Source organism: Pseudoalteromonas sp. MMG022, from assembly GCF_021654245.1.
GTDB classification, from domain to species: Bacteria; Pseudomonadota; Gammaproteobacteria; order Enterobacterales; family Alteromonadaceae; genus Pseudoalteromonas; species Pseudoalteromonas amylolytica.
In genome coordinates this window covers 1-26,246 of the sequence record NZ_JAKFZQ010000029.1, presented here as the reverse complement: position 1 = coordinate 26,246, position 26,246 = coordinate 1, and the positions used below count along the sequence as shown (strand labels likewise).

General features: G+C 44.7%; 18 protein-coding genes. All 18 read right to left on the bottom strand.

The window, feature by feature from the left end:
- Positions 1-62: 62 nt before the first annotated feature.
- The 18 genes from L1070_RS18885 to L1070_RS18800 all read right to left on the bottom strand — a co-directional run bounded on the left by L1070_RS18885 (position 63) and on the right by L1070_RS18800 (position 25,501).
- Complete coding sequence (locus tag L1070_RS18885; RefSeq protein WP_237126711.1) at positions 63-5,012, bottom strand: contractile injection system tape measure protein; 4,950 nt, start codon at positions 5,010-5,012, stop codon at positions 63-65.
- Positions 4,999-7,878, bottom strand: a complete 2,880-nt coding sequence (locus L1070_RS18880; RefSeq protein WP_237126710.1) for a hypothetical protein — start codon at positions 7,876-7,878, stop codon at positions 4,999-5,001. The genes L1070_RS18885 and L1070_RS18880 overlap by 14 nt, the downstream gene beginning before the upstream one ends.
- Positions 7,875-11,915, bottom strand: a complete 4,041-nt coding sequence (locus L1070_RS18875; RefSeq protein WP_237126709.1) for a hypothetical protein — start codon at positions 11,913-11,915, stop codon at positions 7,875-7,877. The genes L1070_RS18880 and L1070_RS18875 overlap by 4 nt, the downstream gene beginning before the upstream one ends.
- A 1-nt stretch (position 11,916) precedes the next feature.
- On the bottom strand, positions 11,917-12,357 hold the full coding sequence (locus L1070_RS18870) for a GPW/gp25 family protein (RefSeq protein ID WP_237126708.1): 441 nt from the start codon (positions 12,355-12,357) through the stop codon (positions 11,917-11,919).
- Positions 12,358-12,360: 3 nt separating this feature from the next.
- Positions 12,361-12,660, bottom strand: coding sequence for a PAAR domain-containing protein (locus L1070_RS18865; protein ID WP_237126707.1), 300 nt, complete (start codon positions 12,658-12,660; stop codon positions 12,361-12,363).
- Positions 12,661-12,672: 12 nt separating this feature from the next.
- Entirely contained in the window at positions 12,673-14,457 is a 1,785-nt protein-coding gene (gene vgrG / locus L1070_RS18860; RefSeq protein ID WP_237126706.1) for a type VI secretion system tip protein VgrG, read from the bottom strand.
- On the bottom strand, positions 14,454-15,131 hold the full coding sequence (locus L1070_RS18855; RefSeq protein WP_237126705.1) for a hypothetical protein: 678 nt from the start codon (positions 15,129-15,131) through the stop codon (positions 14,454-14,456). Before L1070_RS18855 ends, vgrG begins: the two co-directional genes overlap by 4 nt.
- 28 nt (positions 15,132-15,159) lie before the next feature.
- On the bottom strand, positions 15,160-15,330 hold the full coding sequence (locus tag L1070_RS18850; protein ID WP_170829154.1) for a DUF5908 family protein: 171 nt from the start codon (positions 15,328-15,330) through the stop codon (positions 15,160-15,162).
- A gap of 37 nt (positions 15,331-15,367) precedes the next feature.
- Entirely contained in the window at positions 15,368-15,844 is a 477-nt protein-coding gene (locus L1070_RS18845; RefSeq protein WP_237126704.1) for a phage tail protein, read from the bottom strand.
- Positions 15,834-16,298 (bottom strand): phage tail protein, encoded by a 465-nt coding sequence (locus L1070_RS18840; protein WP_070986053.1) that lies wholly within the window; start codon positions 16,296-16,298, stop codon positions 15,834-15,836. The genes L1070_RS18845 and L1070_RS18840 overlap by 11 nt, the downstream gene beginning before the upstream one ends.
- 60 nt (positions 16,299-16,358) lie before the next feature.
- Positions 16,359-17,936, bottom strand: coding sequence for a phage tail sheath C-terminal domain-containing protein (locus L1070_RS18835; protein WP_070986052.1), 1,578 nt, complete (start codon positions 17,934-17,936; stop codon positions 16,359-16,361).
- A gap of 227 nt (positions 17,937-18,163) precedes the next feature.
- Entirely contained in the window at positions 18,164-19,003 is an 840-nt protein-coding gene (locus L1070_RS18830; protein WP_237126703.1) for a hypothetical protein, read from the bottom strand.
- Positions 19,003-19,572 carry a Pvc16 family protein gene (locus L1070_RS18825; RefSeq protein WP_237126702.1) on the bottom strand — a complete coding sequence of 190 codons (570 nt, stop codon included), beginning with the start codon at positions 19,570-19,572 and terminating at the stop codon, positions 19,003-19,005. Before L1070_RS18825 ends, L1070_RS18830 begins: the two co-directional genes overlap by 1 nt.
- A gap of 459 nt (positions 19,573-20,031) precedes the next feature.
- Positions 20,032-20,583, bottom strand: coding sequence for a GNAT family N-acetyltransferase (locus L1070_RS18820; RefSeq protein WP_237126701.1), 552 nt, complete (start codon positions 20,581-20,583; stop codon positions 20,032-20,034).
- Positions 20,584-20,652: 69 nt separating this feature from the next.
- Entirely contained in the window at positions 20,653-22,113 is a 1,461-nt protein-coding gene (locus L1070_RS18815; protein ID WP_237126726.1) for a dipeptidase, read from the bottom strand.
- Positions 22,114-22,216: 103 nt separating this feature from the next.
- Positions 22,217-24,100, bottom strand: coding sequence for a DUF885 domain-containing protein (locus L1070_RS18810; protein ID WP_237126700.1), 1,884 nt, complete (start codon positions 24,098-24,100; stop codon positions 22,217-22,219).
- A gap of 211 nt (positions 24,101-24,311) precedes the next feature.
- Entirely contained in the window at positions 24,312-24,965 is a 654-nt protein-coding gene (locus L1070_RS18805; RefSeq protein WP_237126699.1) for a beta-propeller fold lactonase family protein, read from the bottom strand.
- Positions 24,932-25,501, bottom strand: coding sequence for a hypothetical protein (locus L1070_RS18800; RefSeq protein WP_237126698.1), 570 nt, complete (start codon positions 25,499-25,501; stop codon positions 24,932-24,934). Before L1070_RS18800 ends, L1070_RS18805 begins: the two co-directional genes overlap by 34 nt.
- Positions 25,502-26,246: the final 745 nt, after the last annotated feature.

Genomic DNA, 26,246 nt, shown 5'->3' with positions numbered 1-26,246 from the left:
TTTCACCTTATCCTTCTTTCATATCAATCAATGTGAATTACATCCTTGGGTTACATCACCAACTAGGTTGGCCAAGTTACGTAAATCGGTTTTTCCATCCAAGGTAACTTGACTATCGAATACGACAACGGTGAACGGCTGATCAAAATGTCATACACGCGCTTTTCGACTATCAAATCCCAATGATCTTGTGCTTCGGTTAGGGTGCCATTGCGCACTAACCAGTTTCCTCTAAATCCGTCTACTGACGTTTTGCCAATTGCTGGCCAATAGTTACACACCGCTTCTATCAAGCTGTGTATAGTGTCTATGTCGCTTTGGCTTAACGATATTCCCGCTTCAACAGGCTGCGTGACGCCATAGCCACACATCAGCTTGTTTAAAATTAAATGATGCTCTTCTGTTGCGCTTTGCCCTGTGGCCAAAAACTGTAAATAATGCACAGCGGCACGCTGTTTTTGCTCACTGACAAACTTGTCGTCACTGACCAAACCTAAACGTTCAAATAAATGAGGTATAAAGCTTTGAATCAGTACCAGTCCAGCGTTGGGCACGCTCATCGGAAATTCGGTGGGCTGCTCAGGTGCGTTATTTTCCTTTTCACATAACACACGCGCTAGCGCCTCATGATGTAATGGGCTGTCAGAATGCCTTTTTGTGCTTTGCTGATAACCAACCAACTGTTTGCGCAGTTCACTCAACGCATTCATTACATGGGGTAAATGTGGTATTGCATTTTGGTCGAGCACCCGAGCTAATTCGTTTGCGCTGCACACTTGGTGCTGTACTAGTTGCCAGCATATTGTTTGTATCAGTGACTCGGCGCTAAGTTCTGCTAACTCATTGTTTGCTATCGCCCGCAATACGCATATCAATATATATTGCTCACGCTCTTGTTCGCTCAGCGCAATTCCTAAACTTGCAAACGCTTTAAGTACTTGGTGTACCTCGTTGAACATAGTGAGTTGTAGCGAAGTCAACTTACCCGCTCGGGTAAGGGTATCAAGCAATGTAAAAAGGTTGATGTGGTTGGCAACACGAGCACGAACATTATCGTCACCAAGCAAGGGAGCAAGCGTATCGCACCAAAGCTTAGGCTTATGCAGTTGTATATCACCTAGCAACTTTGCCCCACTGAACGAGGCGTGTTGGTCGATAAAATGAGGCCGAATACCATGGCAAAGCCAATACTCAAAAATGGCTTTGATGTTACTGCGATTGAGGTATACACCATCAAAATCTTGCCGCCAATCACAGTGGTCTGTGCCATCAAAATGCTGTCGCTTCGACTCACGACTTAACCCATCACCTTTGTGCAAATCAGCTTGCTTTACTCTACTTGCTTGAGCAGACACAACGCTTGTACCATCCGTTAAGCGCTTCGCTGTGTGCTCAGCAGCAGAGCTTTTAGCCGATAAATTTTGTGCAATATCTGTAAAGCTGCCTTGGTTGGTCACACGTTTGAGCTTATTGACAATATTTGTCCATGATGACTGAGGCAGCACAAAGCCTAGTCCCTTGCTTTGCGAATACCGCTCAAGCTGTGCAACACTGAGCGCTAAGTTCAATGAATGTGCCTGAGTCCATCTTAAGATCAATATTGCAATTAACTGAGTTGCTAGCTCTTTGGTGAACATTGCACTGTGCAAAGAACGAGTAGCAGCGTGAAGACAACTATTAAAATGCTGTGTCAACAGTTGCCAAAATAGACTTTTAGCAAGCTTGGCATCATTTTTTTGAAGCATGTGTTGTGTTTTGAAAAGCTGTAGATTGCTCTCATCACCCGCAGCTATCGCATTGCTCAACCATGTATGTATTTGTTGGCACCATTTGTCACATGCAGCCACACCTTGCCATATGTCAGGCAACACGGGGCGCAGCCAAGAACGTAATAAAGGACTTTGCAACAATGACTTAAGTTGTCCGTTAGGAGCGCTCATCACTGCAACTTTTTGCACTATCATGACACCTAAATGCTGTTGCTCATCACGAAGCTGCTTAACCACCATAGCAAACAATTCATCGAAATTAAGCGGCTTTTCAGACGTACTCACTGAACCTTTTTTGCCTGACTCTGAGGCCAAATACAGTCGATACAACCAGCACGCTTTAGTCGCTGTATCAAAAGGGTTTAACAACCAGTTAAGTAGGTCTTTATGATCTGCGACCTTTGTCAGTTCATAAATAAATACATGCTTTGAACCTCGCATATTCAGCAAGCACGTCAACAGTTCAGACACCGATTGGCGGCTCAGCTTGAGGGCATGCTTATAAGCTTGCTGACTAAGCCGTATCCTATTGTTTAGTAAGTTTTCTTGTGCTTGTAGGACAACTACGGTGTTAGTGGGTTTGCTGGTAGATGACAAAGGCGCGATAGATTTGATTTCTGCGGCCTTGGTCGCCACCGAACTGGGTGCCGTCTCACCAACAGAACCACTATTTTTTTCAGTGTACGTATGTGCCTGTCGGCGCGCTTCCATTTGCAAAACTGTTTGACTGATTTGCTTAATCGCAATACGTGACGTTTTGGGTTTTACAAGCGTGGTCATTTTGCCAACCATGGCATCTGTCGCTGACGCATCAGCAGAAACACCCTGCATTTTTTGCATTGAGCGGCGTATTGATGTTGTTCGAGCAAATTGTACAACTAAATAACGACGTAGCGTTGTTGCCGGCAGCAAGAAGTGAGTCGCAAGATGGTTTAAAAAAGATGTGACTTTTTGACCAGGCAACTCGGCAAAGCTTTTTATCTCTTTGTGTAAGCCCCCTTTACAGGCAAATTCAGCGCAAAGCTTTAATACCATCTCCGTAGGTAAATTAAAGCGTAATGCTAATGCTTTAAACGTCTTGATCAGGCTATAACTTAATGGCGCATAGATCACATGCTCTGGTACTCTGTCGTAAGTTGAGGGTAGCGCTAGTAAGTCTGCATTCAAGGCGCCTTTTAAGCTCTGTACCAATGACTTTTCTAATACTTCATGAGGCTGACTTTCCAACTGCATGTTTGACCATATTTGCTGTAGCACAGCACTGTGAGACAAAGAGAACCGTTGCGCTATATGGCCTGTTGTGCGTATAAACCATTGCTCAACACTGTTAACTTCTGGCTGATTCAGCAAACTAAAAGCGATGCTTTCAATTAGCTGCGTTAACGACCAATGCTGAGTAACCTGAGGCATGAGTCCTTGTTGCTGCCAGTTGTGTAGGGCGCTGATAAGCTGTATCGATTCAGATGCATAATTGGGCGATAAAGCGTGTATTAATTGCTTAACGTCACTCCACAGTAGCAGTCCAGATGACGTCATTGCCGCCACCAGCTTTTGCGCAAGCTGATAACGCTGCGAGACACCCAAGTGATGGCGCTTTAGTAGACTATACAAGGAGCGAGGGCTGCCTACGGGGCGCACCATGATCATCCCTCGCAGTGCATGCTGCCAACTTAAAGTGTTTAACTGCCCGAACATAAGGGAGGGATAGTCAGAGCTGTGTTGCACTTGCTTATCAATCAGCGCCCCGTACTGTTTCAACCAAAACGTATCATTGTGCTGCACTTGCTTGGCTTGGCGTTGTTGTAAGTCTGCCAAGATGGTGAATAATTCGTATTGTTGGCCTGCTTTACTGGGCAGACTATTAGTTTGCTGTAGTAACAACAAAACTAAGTGGTAATCTACACCAAAGTGCTGGCTGACTTGCGAGAGGGTAGTATGCACAAACTGTCTGCGATTGAAATAGCTGCCCCTATTCACAAATAGATAAGCAAGCAATACACGCCAAATTACTTCAGGGTCTAAATGCTGCGCTTTAAGCAAGGTTTGCGTATGTGACACATGTGCCAAAATAAATGACGTATCGTGGGGTGCAACCACATCCACTATATGCGCCAGTTGTTGTTCATTAAATTGCTTAACGATGTGTACTCGAACCGCTTCGGCTTGGCCTTCTTGCTTCAGTGCAAGTGCCATCTTACTCGGCTCAATCTGCGCCAATCGAGTAAACAACTCCGTCAAATGGTAGGTATGACCATATTCTTGAATACTTGTTTGTTTGTCATGTAGTAGCCCTGAGAATATTGACCATAAATCGGTTTGTACATCGACTTTGGAAGCATCTTTGAGTTGCTGTTGTTCACTTCGTTGAATATCTATCAGCACCTGCAAAAATTGCGGCGCGACCAGCCCTGTCTCCTGCATGCGTTTTGCCACCTCACTCATCTGCTCAAGCAGGTCATGAAATGAGAGTTGATAGTGCTGTGCCATTTGCCAAAGCGTGGCACGCACAAATTGCGAAGTGTTAAACAGAGTACCTCGGTCTACCAGCAAATGGGTTAAAACCCAGTACCAAAGATGCGTTTGCAGGTTGCTGTCTTTGGGGATACGGCTCTGTGGCTGTTGCTGTGCTAACAAAATGTTGTCTGCATAACTACAAATAAACTGTGCATTCCATGGTTCAAGAATTTGTACCGTTTTACGAGTTCTCGCTTCTCCCCATTGCCAAACAATGCGCCGTCGCACCGCATCTCTGTGGCCAACATCACGAATAAGCGAGGCTAGCGCATTGGGCTGTTGGCTCATTTGTGCGTCAACAACATGCAACGGGCTATTGTTGCCCACCACCCACCACGGCGATACGCCATAGAGCAAAAACCAGCGCAATAAAGCCAACTCAGACTCATCTTGCCCCACGATGGTCATCTTATTGCCGCTGCCACTTTGTGAGTCAGCCCCATAGCGCTGTAACATTTTCAGTAGCGCTTGTTCGAGTGCTGCCGCCACTTTTATGGGTAATTGAGTATCTAGCTCACTGAGTGCCAACGTGCCCAAATCAATATGTAGCTGCTCAATGCGCCATGTTTGGGCGGCTGGGCAATAGCGCTCAAACACACTATTGAGCACACTTGGCAATATTTGGTTACTCCACTGGCTTAGCGCATCTTGTAACTGGGTAACGTTAGTTTGATCATCAAAACTGGTCTGCCACTGGCACTGGCCAATCATATGTTTAGACATCATCATCGACGACCTCCTGCAATTGCTGGAGTTTATCTTTTAGCCCATCTGATAATGCTTGTTGTGCCCCTTGTGAGCTCTGAATAGGATGGCGCTCAATAAGGCGTTGCTGGTTAAACCATTGGCAATAATTACTGACCAACTCACTGAACTGGCTGACATTGGCCGTTAATAACGTCAGTGTAACGTGGCTTGGCCAATGCAACTGTTGAATCGCTCGAATGCAATAAATAAATTTCGGCTGATGGACCAAACTCACATAATCTGGCAATACGAGTGACGACGCTAGATAGTACCAATCATCACTATCCGCTGTTTGTAATGCGACTTGAACCGCAGCGCTTTGCAACAGCGTATGCTCAATCAGCAGCATGCCTTTGCGGTATCCACTCAACCAAGCTAGCTGATCAATATATTGCTGTATGTTTGTGACCTGCCAAGACGACTCGGGATTCACAAGTGCCATAACCTGCTGACCACTGATACTGATGTTCAAAGCATCAACATCACGTGTGGCAACGATATCATCAATGTTAAAAGATGTAGGTTGCGTACTGTCACTGTCTGTAACCGTCGTCACTTGTTCCAACCAAGCAACAAAGTCGGGGTCGTTGATAAGCGTTACTAAAGCCGCAGCCAAGGTACGTAAATGCGCAGCAAATCCCATGAGTAAATCTAACTTGAGCTCAAATACCGAAAAGTTGGCAAAGTCTTGGCTTGTCAGCTTGCCATACGCATCAAGCGCCTGTGCATCATACTGACCATCTAACATTAAGCGTTGTTGAACGTTTTCAAGCAGCTGTTGGTTACCATCTATCAGAGGAATGGAAGAGGCCAGCGCACGGCTTTGTTTTACCACTTTACTGGTATCGATTTTACCGTCTTTGCCCTTACTTTTTGCGTGCTTCGCTAATTGCTTCATTAACAAGGAGGCGATGGCGCGAGCCAGCTGACCTTTATCGGGGAAAGCTTGTTGGTAAACGCCACTGATGATTTTACCAAAGCCAGGACTCTTACTGGCTATGAGCTGCTTGTACTGATTAAAGCTCAAGCGGTAGCGCCCAGGGGGTGGCAACACCTGCGCCAACGCAAATTGTAATGCCTGCACGCGACGGTAGCTCAGTTGCTGTAAGTTTTGTAACCAGATAGATTTAACAATAATACGCGTTTGTAGCTTGCTGCCATACCACTGAGATGCATCAATAATATCGTTGTATAAATCAGCAGGCTCTCCTTGTCGCGCAAGCAAATGACTCAGCATGCTATCACGACGCTGCTGTGCCTCTTGTTGATTTTCTACTATCTGGCTCAAGCCATGATTGTATTGATTAAATGGGTCGTCTTTGAAGCGCTGCCAAGCCAGCTCATTTCTTTGCGCGGTGTCACTTGGGTCATCGGGATAGAAAAATTGATATTGTTGCTGGCCTTTGAGTAACGCTTGTACATCGGGCACCTCATACAAAGGCTGATAAAAGTAGCTTCGAATAAAGCTTTGACTAGGAATAGCAGGCGTTTGAGATGATTTATCTCCATGACTTTGTAGATAGAACGGCTGCTGGGAGGTCGGAACAATATCAAAACCAAAGGTAAACAAGTTACTTAAATTGGCCAATTGCGAGAATTGATTTGCCAGCACTTGATCAAACAGCAACAGGTAGCCTTTTAACTGTCGTGATTGAGCAACCCGGTGCTCGCTGGCATCTGACTCCAGTGAATTAACCCCTACCGCGTAAATGTCGGGAAAGGTGTTTTGGATTGAGTAGTAGCTTTCAATGTCACGATAGCGTCCAGTTGGCTTTTTCGGCGTTAAATCAACCTGCGCTGCAATACTTTGATTTTGGCAATGCAACTCAATTTGCGACAGTAAATTGGTCTGCTGCCAAGGCTGCATGTTCAGTGGTGCTTGATGTTGTATCAAGGTAAAGCCCGCGCCTAGTTCCAGCAGCGCTATGCTATCTGGTGCTATTGTCACCGAGTTCACGTCAGTTTGGCCATTTAATGTGAACGACTCAACAGCTGTTACCCCACTGACTTGGCTTATCAAGGTGATTAACTCAACCTTTTGAACAACGCTTCGTTTACTTCCCAATGGGTTACTGCCTAGCATCCAGCCATTTTGCAATTTTGGTCCATCAAAAATTTGATCTGCCGACTCTCCCGAAGTGCACGCCTGTTGATAGCCAACCCGCTTCACTTGTGGGCTAACATAATCGGCCAGCGCTTGTGCGATATCCACATACACCTGCTCGGGGTTGGCATCTTGTGTCAGCAACACTTCACCACTGAGGGTGATGCTTTGTTGATGTAACACTTGTGGCATTAAAAAGTATTCACCCACATTACGGTTTTTGTTCAACAGCTGATACACCGCAGTGCATAGCGCTTGTTGCGCCACAGTTGCACCTTCTTGTAGGGTGAATAATTGGTGAGCATAAAGCCAAACTTGATATAAACCTGTGAGCTGCCCATCCACTCTCAGCGGCTGCAAATATACATTGTCAATGTCATCTAGGGTATCAACCACCAGCTTTCTGTAATCGCTTGCGCTCACAGGGCCGGTAGTTAAAATCTCATCAATGGCATAAAACTGCTGCTGATAGTCAATACTGCCATCAGGTTGGGTTAATACATCAGCGATATCAAAGGTATTCACATAACCCAGTTCGGTTAATGCAAACACAATTTGTTCTAAAATCGTAACGCCAGGGTCGCTGTCGTTGTAATTACTCCACTGTGAGCCAGATAATGCTTTAAGGGTGTTAATGCCTGTGTTCTTTAAAAGCGTAAACTGTAAGGCTTCGGGTAAAGGTCCCTTACTAATACTATTTTTCTGAACTAAGGTGTCTAGCGACATGGCTGCGGACTCACTCATACTCCCGCCTCCAATAACGTATTTACTGGCAATGAAACTGCTTGCGCTGAACTATTATCTCCTTCAGGAATCTGCTCACTGCCCGCTCTTAAAAACGTAAAGTTATGGTCGCTTGCTGGCACAAAAATAGCGTTATCACCACTTGGTGTCATGGTGTCAACTTGGCCGCTAGAGTGTTCATTTGCGGGTTTGTTCTGTGCACTCAACGGTGGTGTGAATGAGATTGGCGCAGGTGACACTGCCAACTGTTGAATTGCTTCTACTTGTTTAAAACTGGCAATATATGCTGCCAGGCCCGCCTTGCTCAAGCCACTGTTTAGGCAGTACTGGGGCTGTTCCGCCTTTATCCAAGGTGCTAAATAAACATTCACTCCCAAGGTTAAGGCTAAGTTCAAATCGTTAATATTGGTATCTTTGCTGACCACTAACTCAGCACTAACGACGATGATTTCATGCGCTAAGTTACATACCTCGACTTGGGTCATCGCCGAGACTCGACTCGACAAATAATCGCTGATTTGTAACTGATATGCTTTGGGCATAACTGGCACAAACGCATTGGCTTGCGCGGGCGAAGTGTACTGCTGCACAACTCCAAGCCTTACCGTGCCTGCATGTGTACAAGTCAGCCGCTTCACGTAGAAAACCCCACTGTAGGCCTGTTTTGCCAGCAAGCAGTAATCCCAGTCGCTGCTAGCGCGATTTTTTGTTTTCAACCGCTGACTGACCCGCTGCTCAAACTGGCTAGTGTTCTGTGCGGCGCGCCCTACCATAGACGCAAAAGGCTGAACGAGCTTACTGATTGCGGGCGTTTTCAAAGCGGGCGCTTTAACTTGTTCAGCCGCTAGGCTGGGCACTGTTCCCAATGGTAATGAGATGGGTGCACAACGCTGAACTTTCACCGCTTGAGTGTTGCAATACACACATTGTACTTGGCGTGGCTTTTCCTGTGTCAGCATCAACCAAGCAGTATTAACTTCTTTACCCTGAGGTTTTGGCCAAATCGGCGAGTCCAGCGCAACATCTTGCGCTAAATCCAACTCAATAATACCAGAACGAGTCAATGCACGAGTTTCATCCGCCAGAATGTTAACCGCCTGCCAGCCACTGTTACTCCAATAAAATATGTCGACGAGATTTGTGTGGTGATCGCCACTGATGTCCTGCGCCAGCTCTACAAAAATACTCAGTCGGCACGGTGGACTAACCTGCTCAAGCTGCATATATAAACTCAATGCAGGCTTGCTAACCCCTTGATATAGCGCCAAGCCAATATTTTCTTTGGGCTGCGCAGCAGATTGCATCATGGGAGCTGCAGGAGCAATGGGTTGCAACTGTAAGTGACGTTCATCCACACTGGGGACCTGCTGACCTGCTTGCTGATAAAAATACAGATAATTTTGCCATGGGCCGATGTGTTGTAGCGCAAACCCTTGGTGCAATGTTGCCATGGGTGAAGTAAATTGAATCGTTTGCTCCGCTTCATAGCTCATAGCAACGCGCTTGGCTTGCAACTGTAACGGGGCGTTAGGCATCGGTTTGAGCTTACCTTTGTCCGAGCCAAACAACTGTGCGGTTTTGTTGACCACTTTAGTTAAAATGGCGAACAACCCCGAACCCGCAATCAGCGTTTGCGCATTTTGCAAACTGACATTATTCACAACAGCGCCATAGAGTTGCTCTCCAAAGCCTTGTGAGGGTGCGGTCAGTGTCATACGTATACTTGGGTTTTTGTTACTTGCCGTGTCGGTTGCTTTAACGTTTGCGCATTGCAATGCGCTGGGGAGCGTAAAAACAAACTCACTCGACTTAGCATTAATGTTTTGCCCCGACGCATCTTTGTGCTGTGCGAATAACCCATTGTTTATTTGTTTTATTGGGGTGTCAGTGTTGTTATGAGTATCACCGCCGCTATCAGACGTAGTCGAAGTGCTATCGGTGGTTGACAGTGCCTCGGACTCACTTGCAAACGAGGCGTTGCTATCTTCAGAGCTAACGCCCAAAGTAGGCTCAATGCGGTTGCTTAAGTCCGCCAGTTCACTGACGTCGCGGTCTTTGAAGTCATGCTGGGAGCCTGCCTGTGATGCCTTTAGCTCAGCCGGCAGCGTCAGCGCTACTTGTGCATCTTGCCACCCTGATGGCTGTACAACGCTCCACGCCACTGTAAACACATCATTGCTGTAGGCAATCGCATCGCCTACTTGTGCTTTGTTATCACCAATATAGTCATTGTAGGCGTCATAATAGACACTGAAATCCTCGGGTACATTATCCCAGTCTACTCGAACTTTAAGCGACGTCACTGGTTTGGCGAAGGCTTCTGGATAACTCAGATAGAAATGACTATCAACCTGAGGACGCGTACCAAGCAAGTACATGGCCTTGTTGTTGGTTAGCAAGCCGTTGTCATTGCTTAGCGCCACTAACTCGCTATCCTCAACCAACACATGCAACTTAACGCTCAATAAACGAGGCTGGGATTGCAAGTTAACCGAATTGGGTAACATCACTTTGCAATAAGGCATTTGCAACGGAAAGTCTGCATTGGGTTTTGAAAATGTCGTGATCGCCTCAAAGCTGCTGGAAAACTTCAAGGTCAGTTGTAGCTGTTTAGTATTTGAAGCAGACCATACAGCTGAGCTGACAGGTTTAGGTCCAGAACCGACAGCCTTTGGCAAAATATCTACCCAGCCCTTTGCGCACGACACTGCAACCTGCGCATTTTGATAATGGGTAACTTCCATGTCGTGCGAAAAAGTAAGCGTCAAGGTAACAGTGCGATTGCCTGCATTTAAAAACAGCATATCACTTGCCAGTGCAAAGCCTTGTTGTACTTGCTCTCCTTGATTGCTGGCAAACCAATCACTAGAAAGCACCCGTCCCGTTTGGCTTTTCCTGACCTTGGTACTATCAGCAAATGTTTGCAAATACTGTTGCATATCATTACCGGCATCAGAGCTTGGCACGTAGCTCACACCGTACATACGTACAAACGATGCGTGATTAAGCTCTGTTTGCTCAGTGCTTGCAAATAACACGGGAGATTTGTCAGGGTAAGCGCCCGCCGTAAATTGGGTGCCTTGTGGCATTTCATAGCTTGATACTGACTTGTTCAAGGTTAAACACAGATACGTATAGTCTGGCTGTGCTGAGGCTGGTGTTTGCTTTAATAACGTCTTGTAGTAAAAATCCAAGTGCTTTTGCGAGTATTGATTAAATTGCTGCTGTGAATATGTAAGCAACTGGTTTGCAACAATAATAAGACTGGTATCAGGAAAGTCATTCTGCTGTACCACCATATCATAAAAGGCAGGTTTGGCGCTTTGGATCACCTGTACAAAAAAGCGATAAACCTGCTGATAAATGTTCTCCAACCCTTGAAGTGCATCGAATGCATTCTCTACATGGGTATTATTTTTAGTGCGTTTATTAGTAAACCAGTTTGGATTAAAGTCACTAAAACGTGCCTCACTCGGCTTGGGTACGCACTCGCTTAGCTGGCCCGATAAATAGTCTTGTAATGCCAAACGTTGCCAAAGCTGTTTACCAATCGATCCGGTGATCTGCTGTAAAATATAATCCCGTAGGTCAAAGTCTACGGTACTTAGTTCTAGATTTTCTACCCAGCTATTGATGGTTTCAAATAGCTGATCAAGTAACAGCAGTAGCTGGGAGATACAATGATTATTCAGGCTAGGAGGTAGCACCAGTGCTTGTGCATCTTGCGGCTCCTTCTGTTGGCTCAACCAATGTTTTATATGCGCTAACGGTCCTGTTATTTGATTAAACCTAAAGTACATGCTCTGATAAGCAGTTTTGCTTATCACCGCCAGCAAGATCACTGGATCTTTGAGCACCACACCGCGCCAATCTCCAGCGATTTGGTTTTGTTCATCATAAAATAGGATCAGCTCTGACAAAGATGCAACAAATGCAAGGCGATCACGAATATCACGTCCATCCAACGCAATAGAGTTCGTATCTAAGCGAGCATTTAGCTGCGCCTGCATGGTTACAAAGTCGAGCCTGTTATGCACCTTATGCCCTCACTGCCAAGTTGGTGCCTTCCAAAATTGAGAAAGGGAATACGTGGTTATGGCGGGTGTTAGTTTGTTTGATGGTGTATACAATACTGATCACCACTTTTGAGTCTGTGCCTGTGGTATAACTGACAACCACATCCTCTACTGAGATCCGAGGTTCATCATTGAGCAAGGTATAACGCACCGACTTTGCAATTTCTTCCTTGAGGGTGGCATCTTGAGCACGAAACAAGAAACTGCTGAGCTGACTGCCGTAATACGGCAACAGGCTGCGCTCCCCACGCCGGGTTTGCAAAATTAAGTCTATCGACTGATTGATGTTTATTTCACCTTCGTTCATCGCAACCTGATTAGAGACACTGGAAAAGGTTGGTGGAAACTGCCAGCCACGCCCTAAAAACTGACTCTGCTGTGCGGATGTCGATTTCTCTGCCATAAATTACCCGCCTATCATCACGGTAAAATCACCCAGTACAATCGAGCCACCATGCGCGGTGTTATCGCCAATGCGCGCCGCTGGCATACCGCCAATCAATACGGTTGCCGAACCTTTGATAATGCTATCTGGTGGGCCCACGCACACCAACATGTCTCCGACTCTGGCTGCTGGTAGCTTACCAATCAGCACGGTTGGACACCCAGGCCCCGTGATTGGCCCACCCACATGAGGCACAGGTGGTACACCCGGCGTAACCATCGGACATTCATGAAAATCTGTTAGTCTGGCTGCTGGAGGCATAATGTTTTCCTATTAATTAATCATCACTATGGCGCCTTTGAGTGTAAGCTCTGCGCCCCCTTCGACTTGCGCTGACGCTGATCCTTTGGCACTGAGCTGTACGTCCGCTTCAGCGTTTACATTAAGCCCAGATACTTTCACATCACCAGACTCAGCCTGCACATTTACCCCCATCGCACCTTTGATATTGACCGACTGGTCGGCCTGAATATTGATGCTTTTTGGGCTTTTCATATCAATGCCGGATTCGCTCATTAGGATGCTGTTTTCGCTCTGATCGGATATCTTGATCTGTTTATTTTTGTCATCCAGTACAATAGTATTGTTGGCATCTGTGGTGATGGTGAGAATGCTTTCTTTATCATCAAAAATGATCCGCAAGTTGCTTTTGGTCACGATGGCTTTTTTGCTGTTGTCAGAGTCGGGGGTCAACTCACTGTATGGTTTGCGATTTTCACTGTAGACACTACCAACAATAATGGGAAAACGTGGGTCCTGATTGAGAAAACCCACAATTACTTCATCGCCAATTTCAGGCAAAAAGAATGCACCGCAGCCACTGCTGGAATAAAAGTTGGTTAGTCTGGCCCATACGCCTTTGCCTTCATCGTTATAAAGCGGTAAGTCGACTAAAATTCGATACGCATTGTCAGGGTCTTCATCTATTTTTTTTACCGTGCCGTTATATAACCCACCTATTCCTGGTAAAAGTCCTGCGGCCTCGGGAGCGGTAACATCATGCTCTTGGACAAACCACACAGGCGATAACCCCAGTTCTACCGTGGTAAACCAGTTACCATCGGAAAAGTCATGTTCAACACTGGAAATGAAATGCTCCCCATTGAAGCGATCTCCCATGCCCGCAATGGTGATATATTTGCCCACCTGGGCTTTTGCGTTGCCTTGAAAACGGGCATCGCCCATAATTTTTGACAGCTCACTTTTGAGCATTTGTCCTTTGGCCCATTGCGTCAGGTTATCGCTACTGACCGCTGCGGTAGTTTGCAACTCAAACTCAGATAACCCGACCACTTCAGCGAGTTTTTTACTGCTTAAATTACCAGGACCGGCAAGCGAGTTACTCGCCGTCGCCGAAATTATGGCTTGTGATTTAGCATCCCAAGCACTTGATTTTACTTCACTTAACTGAGTTACACTGTTGAGCTGAGCATTAATATGGTAAAGGTCTTCACCGTAAGTCACCGTCATTACAGAGCTGGTATCATCCGTTGGCGAAAATACCGACACCTTAGAATTGATTGTACTGACCACCATACTGTTTACCTCAGCTCGACTGAGCAAAAAATCCCAATCTGAGGTGTAATATTGCACTAACTCAGGTAGCTCAACGGAAGTACTCGACACATCGGCGCTGAGGCTATACTGACCAATCAGCGTGCTGATAACATCACTGTCTTTTGTATTCTGATAGGCCGAATTTTTTCTCCCAACGGTCATTTTTATTGCTTTGTCGCGACACTCAACATTCAATAAAGGCCCGCTACCTGGGTTAACCTGCACCATTTGTTTGGTCACAATACCTGTAAATACGGTGCTGTTGGTTCCGTCATAACCCATAGCAATGCTGATTTCATTGCCCGGTACGAAGGTGCTCGAACTGCTCACGGCAAAGCCTTCTTCTGAAGGATTTCCGTCTAATATTTCTATGGTGGCGCTGGCGATTCGATTGATATCCTGTCTGATCACCACACTGTGTACCTGCACCGTATCTGGAATGGTTGAGCCTTGCGATTTAATTTCCAGCGTGGCTACGCCACCGTTACTGTTATTACTCATGCTTGCTCACCCTGACTGCGCAATGGCGGTGCGCTTAACACACTACCCGCTTTTATATTTCTTAGCTTATTCAATTGATTAAATGCACCAAGTTGCACGTATAGGTCAGGATCTTGATAAATCTGCTGACTGATTTGTGGCAAACTGTCTCCCTCTACCACCGCGATGCGGTGCGTCAGATCAGGTGATTTTTTATCTTCTTCTTTGGCCGCGGTAGATGGGTCTAGATAAGAAGTAAAGCGCAATGAAACCTTGGCACGTAATGCGGTGCCATCTGGTTTGAAAAAGGTATAATTCGTATCAAATGCAGTCAGTACCCCCTGAAACGACAACCCCTGCCCCCAATACACTGTAACGTAGTTGGGCCGATGTATATCGCCATTGTAGGTGTACACCACTTTCTGTAATTGATTTAATTCAGTGGGTAAGTCGGTTCGTGTTGAGTCAACCACCCCCGTGCAATCCACCACTAAATCAAAACTCAACTTTTCGCCAGGCGTGGAACGATATTTAGAAGACAGCTTTCCCGAGTCGGGGGCTTGCTCTTCATTATAGTTAATACTTCGGTCTAGCTTAATTTGCTCAGGGTTGAGCATGACCACATACTCATCCACCTTAGAAGTAAATTTTTCATCGCTGTATGCGACTATGCGCATTTTCTTTAAACTACCCACGCCACTATCTCCGTGCTTAATCTATGCCTTAGCGCTCGAATATTTTTTGCCTTTGTTTAAGGCCAAGCTGCTTCACACATTCTTGTACAATTTGCTGTTTAAGCTGCTGTACTTGTTGCTCTGTAAGTTCATGCCCCGGTGTTTCTTGGTGACTTTGGATGGCGGTTTTTATCACCAACTCTCTGATTTCAACGGCCATGCTCTGACTCCTCTAGTAAAGTGAGACCTAATCCAAACTACGCGTACAAGTCCATCTGTGGTGAGCGACTGTCTTCAACTTCAAAATATCGGTAGGAAAACTCGAGGGTTTCTATAAAAACCTCGCCATCTTGCGACTTCAGGTCGCTCGCTGACCATTTCACAGGGTAGGCTGCGATAAAATCCCACTGCATACTGACATTGCCCTTCTCATCCAATAGCCGAACTTTAATATCTTTGGTTTGAATGGGATTCGCTAAGCCATCGTCCAACGTGTCTTTTACCCAAGCGATTAATGACGACTCATCCGTGGTGACGCCCCGCTTGAGCACAAGGTTTGAGAAGGTTGTCATGGTGGGTAAACGGTATTTAAAACGGTTTTCTCCACCACACACCACATCCTCGCTCCCAAGCTCTTTGCTCAATCCCAGTACTTCCTGAAAAGCAGCATCACTGCTGCCCATCCCTGAGATTGAAACGCTGAAGTAAAAGCTAGTTTGTAGATTATGATCCATTGGTCACAATCAACTGTTCATGCGCTATTTCTAACGTATCAACGGCCACTTCATTACCATCCGACTTCAGATCCGTACCAGTGATTTTGGTCGGCCAAGCATTGTTAAGCTGCCATTGCATGGTGGTTTTGCCATCCTGATCGAGCAATTTGATTAACACCGTGCGACGCTTAATGGTGTTCATTTCAATCTCATCCATCCATTTCCAGAAATTGTTATCGTTAACAAAAATGCCACGCTTCATGGTGATATTGCCGTACTTAGCAATTCCCGGCATTTTGATTGTGGAGAACAACGTGCTGTTACTGTGACGGTACTCGATCACCTGAACTTCTTTGTCCATCCCTGAGACTTCCTGAAAAGCCACTTTTTGCAGTTCCGTTCCAAGGTCAACCTCGAAACGGAACTTGGGCATTGGCCACGTGCTGCCTTCTTTGCTGCCGTCATCTGCCATGGTATTTCCCCTTATATTTTTCTATAAATTGGTTAAACATAACTTCCTCAGCGCTGCGTGTTAGCCTGACTTAGCCATTTCCTGTTCGAATGAGATCACAATAAATTCGGCTGGGTGAACAATCGCAACTTTTACCGATACTTTCATAAACCCGTTGAGAATATCGTCGCTGGTCATGGTGGTACCTAAACCACACTCAACCTGAAACGCGTCTGACGCTTTGGCGCCTTGCAGGCCACCTTCTTTCCAGATACTCATTAAGAAACTGCCGATTTCACTCTTAACCGCACCCCAAGTGTTGGCATCATTTGCCGCAAACACGTATGCACGCGCGGCCAATTTGCAAGATTGCTCCAAGAAGGTCATGGTGCGGCGCACTGACACATAGCGCCAATCTTGTGAGTTACCGTCTAGCGTACGTGCCCCCCACACCAAAATGCCCTGTCCGTTGAAAAAGCGGATCGCGTTGATTGATTTACCAGACACCGCATCAACATTCAGACCTGCCTGCTGCGTATCATTCAAACGAATAGGCAATGAAGATGCACCAACAATACTGGTATTTGCAGGCGCGCCCCAGACACCTTTAACATTGTCATTAACGGTGTAAACACCGGCCATACCACCACTTGGCGGCAACAAATTGGCGTCGCTCAAAACATGATTAACGATTTGAGAATAAGTTTGAGATGCGTTTAATAGCGCGGCATTGAGTTGTGAGGTGGTCATCGAACCATCATTCGCTTCTATCATAGAAATGATTTTTGAAGCTGTAGGATTTGGCGCAGATGCAGGGTTCAACAGAGGCTCTAACTGTTTAACATCACCACCGAACAAGTTGGTGTAGTTAATCTCCGACGATTGCATAATAGTGGTGCCAATAAACGGGTAATACGCAACGCCGTAGTTCAAGCTGTTTGAACCAGTATTGTTTCTAAAGGTTTCTATGTCGTTGGTGTAGGTGATTGGGTCGGGCGTATTACCACCAATAACATCAAACATGCATACAGCCGTTTGCATAGAACCCGCTTGCAACAGCATTTCCTGCATCAAAGTACCGTTATCTGCAACCGATAATAGCGTCGCCTCTGGGCAGATATAAATTGTTGGCTCCTGCTCGTATTGCAACAGGTCAAGGCCACTTTTTAAGTCGCTCAACTTAACATTGGGGTTAACAATCTGCGCGCCCACATCGCCCGGCTTACCTGAAGCCGCACCATAAGTGCCCACTGACACAATGTATGCGTCTCCCCCACCATTTTGATAAAACAAACGCACACTGTTGTACAGGTAATAAATGCTATTTGGGTCTGGCACTATCGAATAATAACTGCCGCCGATCATCATGTAGTCGCCAGTAGTTGGCTTATCTTTTTGCTCTACTAAGTAATATTCAGGGCTATACTGGGTGGCTGGATCTGCCGGTGGTGGCGGATTACCGTTCATATAAATAGACTGAAACTCAGCGAAAGAGGTAATTTTTTGTGCCTTGTTGAAGTAAGACTTGCCCTGATACTCAGCCGTTGGTGTATAACCAATGAACGCTGGTACCGCCGTTGCAACGGGGACCACTGAGTTGGGGAAGGCATTGACTTCATCAATGTACACGCCGGGTGTTTTAATGTTGGAAGTTACCATAGCATCGTTTGCCTTTTGTTCCTATTTGACTAATTTCGTTTTCCTTCGACCTGTAAAGTGAAGTGAAAACCCTGCTTTGTCGTTACAGCTAGGCGTGAGTCACCACTGTATCGACTAGTTGTTTTACGGTATTTCACATGCCATTTTTTTGAGTAAAACCCGTCAGATGGATTAACCCTAATCAAGCCATTGAGCTTGATACTAGTGTCACTCAATGGCTAAGCAACCTAGAAATAAACATACATATGAGACTGCACGCGCATCGAGCTCATCTCATTAAAGTCTTGCTGTGTTCCTAGGAACAATTGGTCGCACCTTGGCGCAGGTAACGCACTGATCACAGTACGTTTAATATAGTGTTCGCCTACCTTGTCTAAATGTTGAGTATCGACCAGTTCAAAACGAGGCTCTGGCACTTGCTTCAAGGGCAAGTTGAACTCTTTGCTGTCACTGAGCCAAGCAACCTCTCCGTCTTGAGTGGTATATGCATGGGGTTTTGAAAATGAAACCTCATTTAGCTTGTCGATTAACTGCGGATGAGATAAGCGCGTCTGTCCGCGCTGGATAAAGTGATATACCCACTGAGTTGAACGTGCCAATAAGCTTAAGCGATAGTGCTCAGTACGCATTAAATCACTAATATTGAAAACAACCTTTGCGATGGCCTGCTTGACAAAGCCCCCTTGCAAAGCGCCTTGTGATGCGCTACTGGTCAATAAAACCGCCTCTTGTCCATCAGATGAGGGGGCTGTTTTGCTACTGTCAAGTAGCAGTATGCCTTTCCAATCCATTGGCAAATCAGTAAAAGTTACAAACTCGCTCAGCGGCTGCAATATCCAAAACTCCAGTGCCGCTACCTCTTGGTTGTGGCTCAAGTAGTGCAAAAAGTCATCTTTAGAGGTGTTTTGGTTGCCATACAAACACCACGAGGAGTCTTCTTGGTGCAATGACATTTGATAACGGTTCAACCAGTGCTGGGTCGAAGGAGACGCCTGAAGTTGTGCATTTCGCCATTGATTATCAGCAAAATAGCTGTGCTCAAGAGTTAGACGAAAAAGCGTAAACATTACAGTGATGCCTCACTAGCTACATCCGTTACAGCACCCACACTGCCAGTCACTTGCAATGACTGCACCGCCACATGACGTATTTTATAGATGATCGATGGTTGATATTTCGCCCCCAACGCACTCCATAAATTATGCGTTTGCGTATAAGGCGAGTTTTCAATTTCAAACTGCAGTTGAACCAAATCCGACGGCATATTCGGAAAATCTTTTTTCGTCAAAGTGGGGTAGGCTTGGAAGAAAGCGACTGAGGCGCTTAAAAATTTCAACGCTTCATTGTATGAGTCAAAATGAGCCGTCAATAATATATCCAAGTTGAATCGTGTTGTTGGCTGTAGCTGCTTGATCTGCTTGGATTGCACGGCTTGCTGACCGCCATAAAACTGTTTATTCGTTTCATGTTCCAAATTGATTAACGTGATAACCAATTTGTTTTGATTGGCAAGCGGCGGTGTACCATTTGACTCGACCAAATGGTTCATAATCACGATGTCACTATCGAGGGCAAACTTTGTTCGTAATGTTTGGTTAAGTTGTTGCTCGACAAAACGTAAGGCTAAATCAATCACAAGGTCCTTCCAGCAAGAATCGCTCATCCATGTGGTTACGAATAAACAGCGTTTTAAAGTAAAAATAGTGTAACTAGAATGTTCAACAAAACAATTACACGTTATTACACGCTTTATGAATTTTTTCATAACCTACTGATTGACTGTAGAAAACACTTTGAAAACAACAAGAAAAATAATAATTTTTCACTATCTTAGGTTACAAAGATAGTTATTTAGCACTTTATTACCACCTCTAAAAACACCCCAAATAAGTGCACAAATAGCAACAATTAAGATGCTACTTTTGAGTTTAAATAGCCCATGTTGTTATAAAAGAAGGTTAAAAATTTAGGTAAACATATTGAGACGAGCTTGGTTGTTATTCATTTTGAGATAATGAGACACACCATCATCTGAAATTCTTGTAATGTGCTAATCGAATGCATAAGTATGTGAGGGAAAAGGGAGTGAACTCCCCTAGTCTATTGAGTTACTTACTAATTTTTTTCTCATTGGTACAAACTGAATACTTTCACCATTGTCCAGCGGGTAAGTAATCTCGCCACCGGTAACAAATCCATGGCGCTTGTATAACGGTATACCCGGTAATGTCGCCATCAACTCCAGAGCACGAAACCCTCTTGCTTTTACTTCACTTTCACAAGCGCTCATAATCATGGAAGCTATGCCTTTGCGAGCGAAGTCGGGTTTAACAAAAAATGCCCTGATCTTAGCAGCATCAAACTCTGGGTTTAGCACTTCTGCGCTTCTATTTTGTTCCTTATCGGTGCCAAATAGCGTTTTTCGGTAACTCCAGCCGCCACATGCAACCAATATCTGGCCACATTCCACAACAAAGTAGGTGCAATCAATAATAAGTTGAGAGTCTACTCCCCATGCATTTTTTAGCGCGCCTTCAATCTGTGCTTTGCTATACTTCTCGCATGCCAACTTACGCGCTGATTCCTCAATCAGCGCGCTTATTTGTGCAATATCGCTGTGCTTTGCTTTACGTATTTTAAATTCCATATATGCCTCGTAAAAGCGACATATGAATGCGACAATCGTGCTGCCGCATTCATAACTTACTGATAAACTTTACATGTTACCCAGTTCAATCATCATTGCTGTATACATACGTAAATTCAGTTCAAGCTGATCTACAGTGATATATTCATGTTCAGAGTGGCCGGTATACTTTTTACCAGGCATGGATGGGCCAAAACTGACTGCATTGTCAAATAACTTAGCATTAGTCCCCCCACCGATTGACACAAAACTCGCACTCTGATCGTTGGTATAGTGTTTAAAGATATCCAACAGTTTTTGAGCATGTGGCGCGTTGTCCAATAGCATAGGTTCACCTAACTCAACCTCAACATTGTGCAACGTCACTTGGTTGGTTTGCTGCCAATTATCAATGGCTTGGTTAATTTGCTGCTTCAGCAATTGCGCTTGCTTGCCCACCGGTCGACGTAAATTAACAGATAAGACAATGTCATTGCCTTGACGTGTCAGCAGTGTCGGTGCAACCGTCATGGGACCCATAAACTCGTGGCTATAAGCTATTTCACCAAATTGTTGGCCATACAAGCCAGTCCCAATAAGCTGATTGATAAAGGTGACAGCCTGACCATCTGCGTTCGCTTCGAGGTTCACGCCACTGAACAATTGAGCAAGGTGAGCAATTGCGTTAACACCCGCTTCAGGCTCAGACGAGTGGGCTGATATACCTTTGACAGTCACCTTGACACCCTGAGTTTGTGGTGTAAAAGACACTTTAACCTCGCTCAAAGATTCGGCCTGTGCCTGCAACTGCTCGATAAGTGCCGCCGGTGCATTATGCACGATTACGCTTGCGTCTTCAGGGATCTGGCTCTTAAATGCGCCGCCAGTCAACTCACTTACATATACGCCCGTACGTGCCGATTCACCTCTAAATGTGGGTTCGACCAAGCTCCAACCTTTTTCGGCAACCACAACGGGGTAACTGGCATCAATGGTTATGGCATACTTTGGCTGCTCATAGCTTTTCATGAATGCTTTTAGCGGTTCCCAGTCTGACTCTTCGGCCAAATAGATCATTAGTTCTATGCGATTGTTAAGCTCAACACCTTGATCTTTAATTGCTTTCATTGCGTAAAGCGCGGTTGCTATCGGACCCTTATCATCTTCAGTCCCACGCGCTATCAGCTTGCCAGGCTCCGTTGTTGAATCTAAGTGAAATGGACTTTTTTGCCATTTTTTAGGGTCCGCAGGCTGTACATCTCCGTGCGTTACGACCGTAACCTTTTGCGCTTGCTTGCCCAAGCCAATCAGTACCGTATGGCCTTCGTCTTGATAGTCCAAACCAAGCTGTGCAGCTTTCATCTTAAGCAGTTGTTTAAACCCGATAAAGTCTGGGTTGTCAGGAGTTTCTATGCCATCTTTATTTACCGTAGGAAACGACACCAGATTAGCAAGCGTATGGATCTGCGCTTGATGGTAATTATTAACTGCATACTCGGCGGTTTTCACACTGGTATCAGCTACATTAGCGTGAACGCTAGCTGCAAGCATCGTCGCTGCCATAAATACAAAACGATTCATGTTTATTTCCTTGATTCAATACACAACAAAGGGGGCTTGCGCCCCCTAATATAAAATTGGTGAAACGCCGCAATTAAGCTTGTTTTTGCTTCTCAATCCAGCGTTTAACATCTTCTTCAACCAGTGCGAGTGGACGCGCACCCTTTAGCAAAATTAGATCATGGAACGCTTTTATATCAAATTTATCGCCTAGTGCATCTTTAGCCATGCTACGCAATTCAACGAGCTTTAACATACCCAATTTATAGCCCAATGCTTGTCCCGGCCATGCTATATAGCGATCAATCGCTGCAGTCACGTCACTCATAGCGGTGCCCGTAGCCTCAGCAAAGTATTCTATGGCCTGCTGACGTGTCCATTTTTTATGATGTAGTCCCGTATCCACAACCAAACGTGCAGCGCGGTATACTTCTGCTTGCAAGCGGCCTAAATCGCCAAATGGGTCATTTTCATACATGCCCATTTCATAGGCAACCAGCTCTGAGTACAGTGCCCAGCCTTCAATGTAGCCATTGAATGACGCATTTTGACGCATCAGACCAATATCCGTTTGCAACATATTCAACGCAATTTGAAAATGATGCCCAGGAACCGCCTCATGGTAGGTCAAAGTTTTCATTGCAAAACTCGGCACAGCTTTCATATCTTTTAAGTTAATTGCAAATATCCCAGGACGACTACCATCGAGTGATGGACCGTTGTAGTAACCACCTGGTGCACCTGCTTCAACGGCTTTTGGAATACGTTTTACTTCCACTTTTTGCGGTGGTAGCGTAGAAAATAACTCAGGTGCTCTTTTGTTAATGGTTTCAATTTCACCACGTAAGAAGGTCAGCAACTTTTCACGCCCTTCATCACTGTCTTCATATAAAAAGCGCGCTTCTTCATTAAGCTGCTTCATTCTATCGCCAACAGAACCTTCATTGTAGCCATTGGCTTTTAGGATCTCATCCATACGTTGTGTAATACGCTCAACTTCTTGTAAACCAACATTGTGGATTTGCTCAGCGCTCATGTCAGAATCAGCAAGATAGGTAATCGCGTGTTGATAATAGGCCTCGCCGTTTGGCTGTGCCCAGATCCCTACCTTTTCGGGCGCTTTACTCTCTAGCACCAGCATATCCTCGGTCACTCTCGCAAATGCTGGGTAAATTTTGTCGTTCACAATAGCCGTTGCTTGTTCGACCAAAGCCAGCTTAGCTTCTTGGGACAGCTCTGCAACTGCATCCAACTTGTCAGCAAACGACACTACCAGTGGGTGCTTTGGCGCATCCAGTGCGGTAAAGTTGTTTAAATAACCTAACGTATTCGCAAACAAAGGTTTAGGTAAAATAACTCCTTTTTTTGCATCAGCATTCGCTTTTGAGCGCACTTGTTCTACCACTTTAGCAAAGGCATCGAGTCGGGCTATATAATCTTTAGCATCTTGCTCTGATTCAACCCCATGCTGATCTTTGAGGATATTAGGAAGATCCACTAACGGGCCAGACAACTGATTAATGATATATGGTAAATGGCCACCCCACGTGTCAATATAGCCAGCTGAGAATTGACTGTGACCGGCATAATATCTCGCCAATACCTCATTCACTTTCACATGCAACATTTCATCTTCATTCAGCGGTAGACTCTGCAATTGTTTTAACTGCTTTGCCGCCTTGTTCATGTCAATTTGTAGCGCTTGCATACCCGCTAAAGAGTAATTAGGTAATCTAGAGGCATATTCACCATATTGCTCAGGTGAAAGTTTTAGCGATGTTGCTAAAGCAGGTTGATGAGTGATGAAAGTTTTTGTGTATTGGTCCACTACTTCGTTAACCGCATCGGTGCTCAATGTGTTGGCAACTTCAGTTGTGCTTTGGGCGACAGTTGAACCGGAACTAGTTTGGGCACTTTCTGATGAGCACCCAGCAAGGGCAAAAAGTACGGCTAAGCTTACTAAGCTCGCTTTTTTCATGACAAACTCCATTGGTAACGGGAAAAAGGCAACCCATTTAGTGTAATAGGTATCTGGTTTTTTATTATTATTAATACAAGCTCAATACCATTTTTTGCTTACAATATACAGTGTAATACGTTGAACGACGCTTAATTGAGTCGTTTAACCAATTTTACCAACGTCGCTGCTGTACAATATCAAGGGTGTGTAAAACTGCTAACTTGTGGCGTCATTGCTTTGGCAACTCAACAACATGTAGCGCATCTGCCTTGGCTGAAACCATTACCAGTAACTTATCGTTCAACAGTTCCACCATTGAAGAAACGCTGTGAATAGTCTGCTCTTTTGAATTATAACGGTTTGCAAAGTGCAACGAGCCATCCGGCTCAACATTAAACTGGACAAAACCAGTATCTTGCTCACCTGCTGCATAGAGTCGTTTACCATCGTGAGACAGCAATAAGCTGCCAGCTCCATTTAAGTCTTCATGAAAGACCGATTGAATAAAGGTATACGCATCATTTTTAAGAGAAAAAACTGAAATTGATGACCCCGCGGAATTGGCAACATAGACCATTTTTGCATCTGCCGATAACAGTAACTTTTGCGGTTTATTGAACAACCTTGGTTGTGTTGGCGTGTTTTCCAGCTGCTGTTTGAATGTCAGCTGACCATGCGTGTCTTTATGGTAGACGATGAGAATATTTCCCTCATATCCAAGTATAAACACCCTATCGTTTGCATTTGACACAGCAATGCCAACGGGATTGCCCAACCCCTTTGGTTGTTTTGCCAACTTATGCACTTTATGGGCGAACTTAACCCCATCACTGGTGATGTTAAAAATCGCTATCGCGTCACTTTTGTAACTGGCAACAAACAACTGTTTTCATCGCGGCTTTTTGCTATATCCCACGCACCCAATAAACCAAAGTTATCTTTGTCTGCCAAGGAGTCTGTACTTTTAAAAACTAGCGTTGGCGCTAAGTGGTCGCTGATCACTGTTAAAGGTGTTAATGGCTGGATGTCATTTTGCGCAAATAATGTGAGTGCGCCATTATAAAAACTGACCACAGCCAAACGGTTACTATCATCCAACACCGCTAAGCTCGAAGCGCCTTCTAAGTAAATACCCGCTTGTTTGTTACTTTTAACAAGGTAACTTTGTGATAGCGCTTGCTTGTGGTTAATGTTAAATACCGACAACGCATTATCGTCTCCGCTTAGCACATAAGCTGTGTTTCTATCTTTCGATAATTTGATTTGTCTGGGGTTGTCCAACCCATCATACTTACCTACCCCATCTTTTATAGTTTGAACAATTGTCACAGGTGTTATGGATTGCGCTGATTTTGCAGGTAAAGAGACAGTAAAAATCAATGATAAGCAGAGACTGAAAAACACTTTATACAACGACATATACAAATACTAAGCAATTATTAATTAAGAATAAATTACAGCATAACACAAGAAAATACACAGAGTATTAAGAGAATAGCCCCTCATAAACTAAAGAACTGAAATTAGGTTTCAAAGAGAGTGATAGTGCCCCTCACTATTCAAGTGGTGAGTTCAGCGCTTTAACAAAAATAATTTTTATAACTTTATTAGTCCGCCCTTTCATATTCCATCGGCATTTTAAACAACACATAGTGCCTACCACTCATTGAAATGGTCATAGGTACAGGTTATAAATAATTTTATACTCAGCGCGTTTGACCTACGCAGAATAACCGAGAACTGTTTTTATAAAAATAACAATGATAATACGACTGCTCACTTAGCGCTGTCACTTTAGGTCACTGAACATGTTATCTTTATCAAGCTGTAGCCACAAAAAGTAAGTGTTTGAAAAAACAAAATAAACAAAAATGCAACCACCAATAGCTAGAAATGTTTGGGGGGTCATTAGCGAAAGGTAAAAAATGAAAATAACTGTTGAACAATAAGAAACAAACTGATAAAAAGTATATAACTAATTAAAGGGAATTATTAGCTTGATTAAACTACTCGTTAGGATGACAGAGACTTGCGTTTTTAACCTGAACACCTCTTTTCTATTCTTAGTCAAAAAATTGGCTACAACTTTTTATTTCTCCAAAAATAAAAACTTTAAAAGCTAGAGAAATAAATAGACTCCCGAAATTTACATCAAAAGTAACTT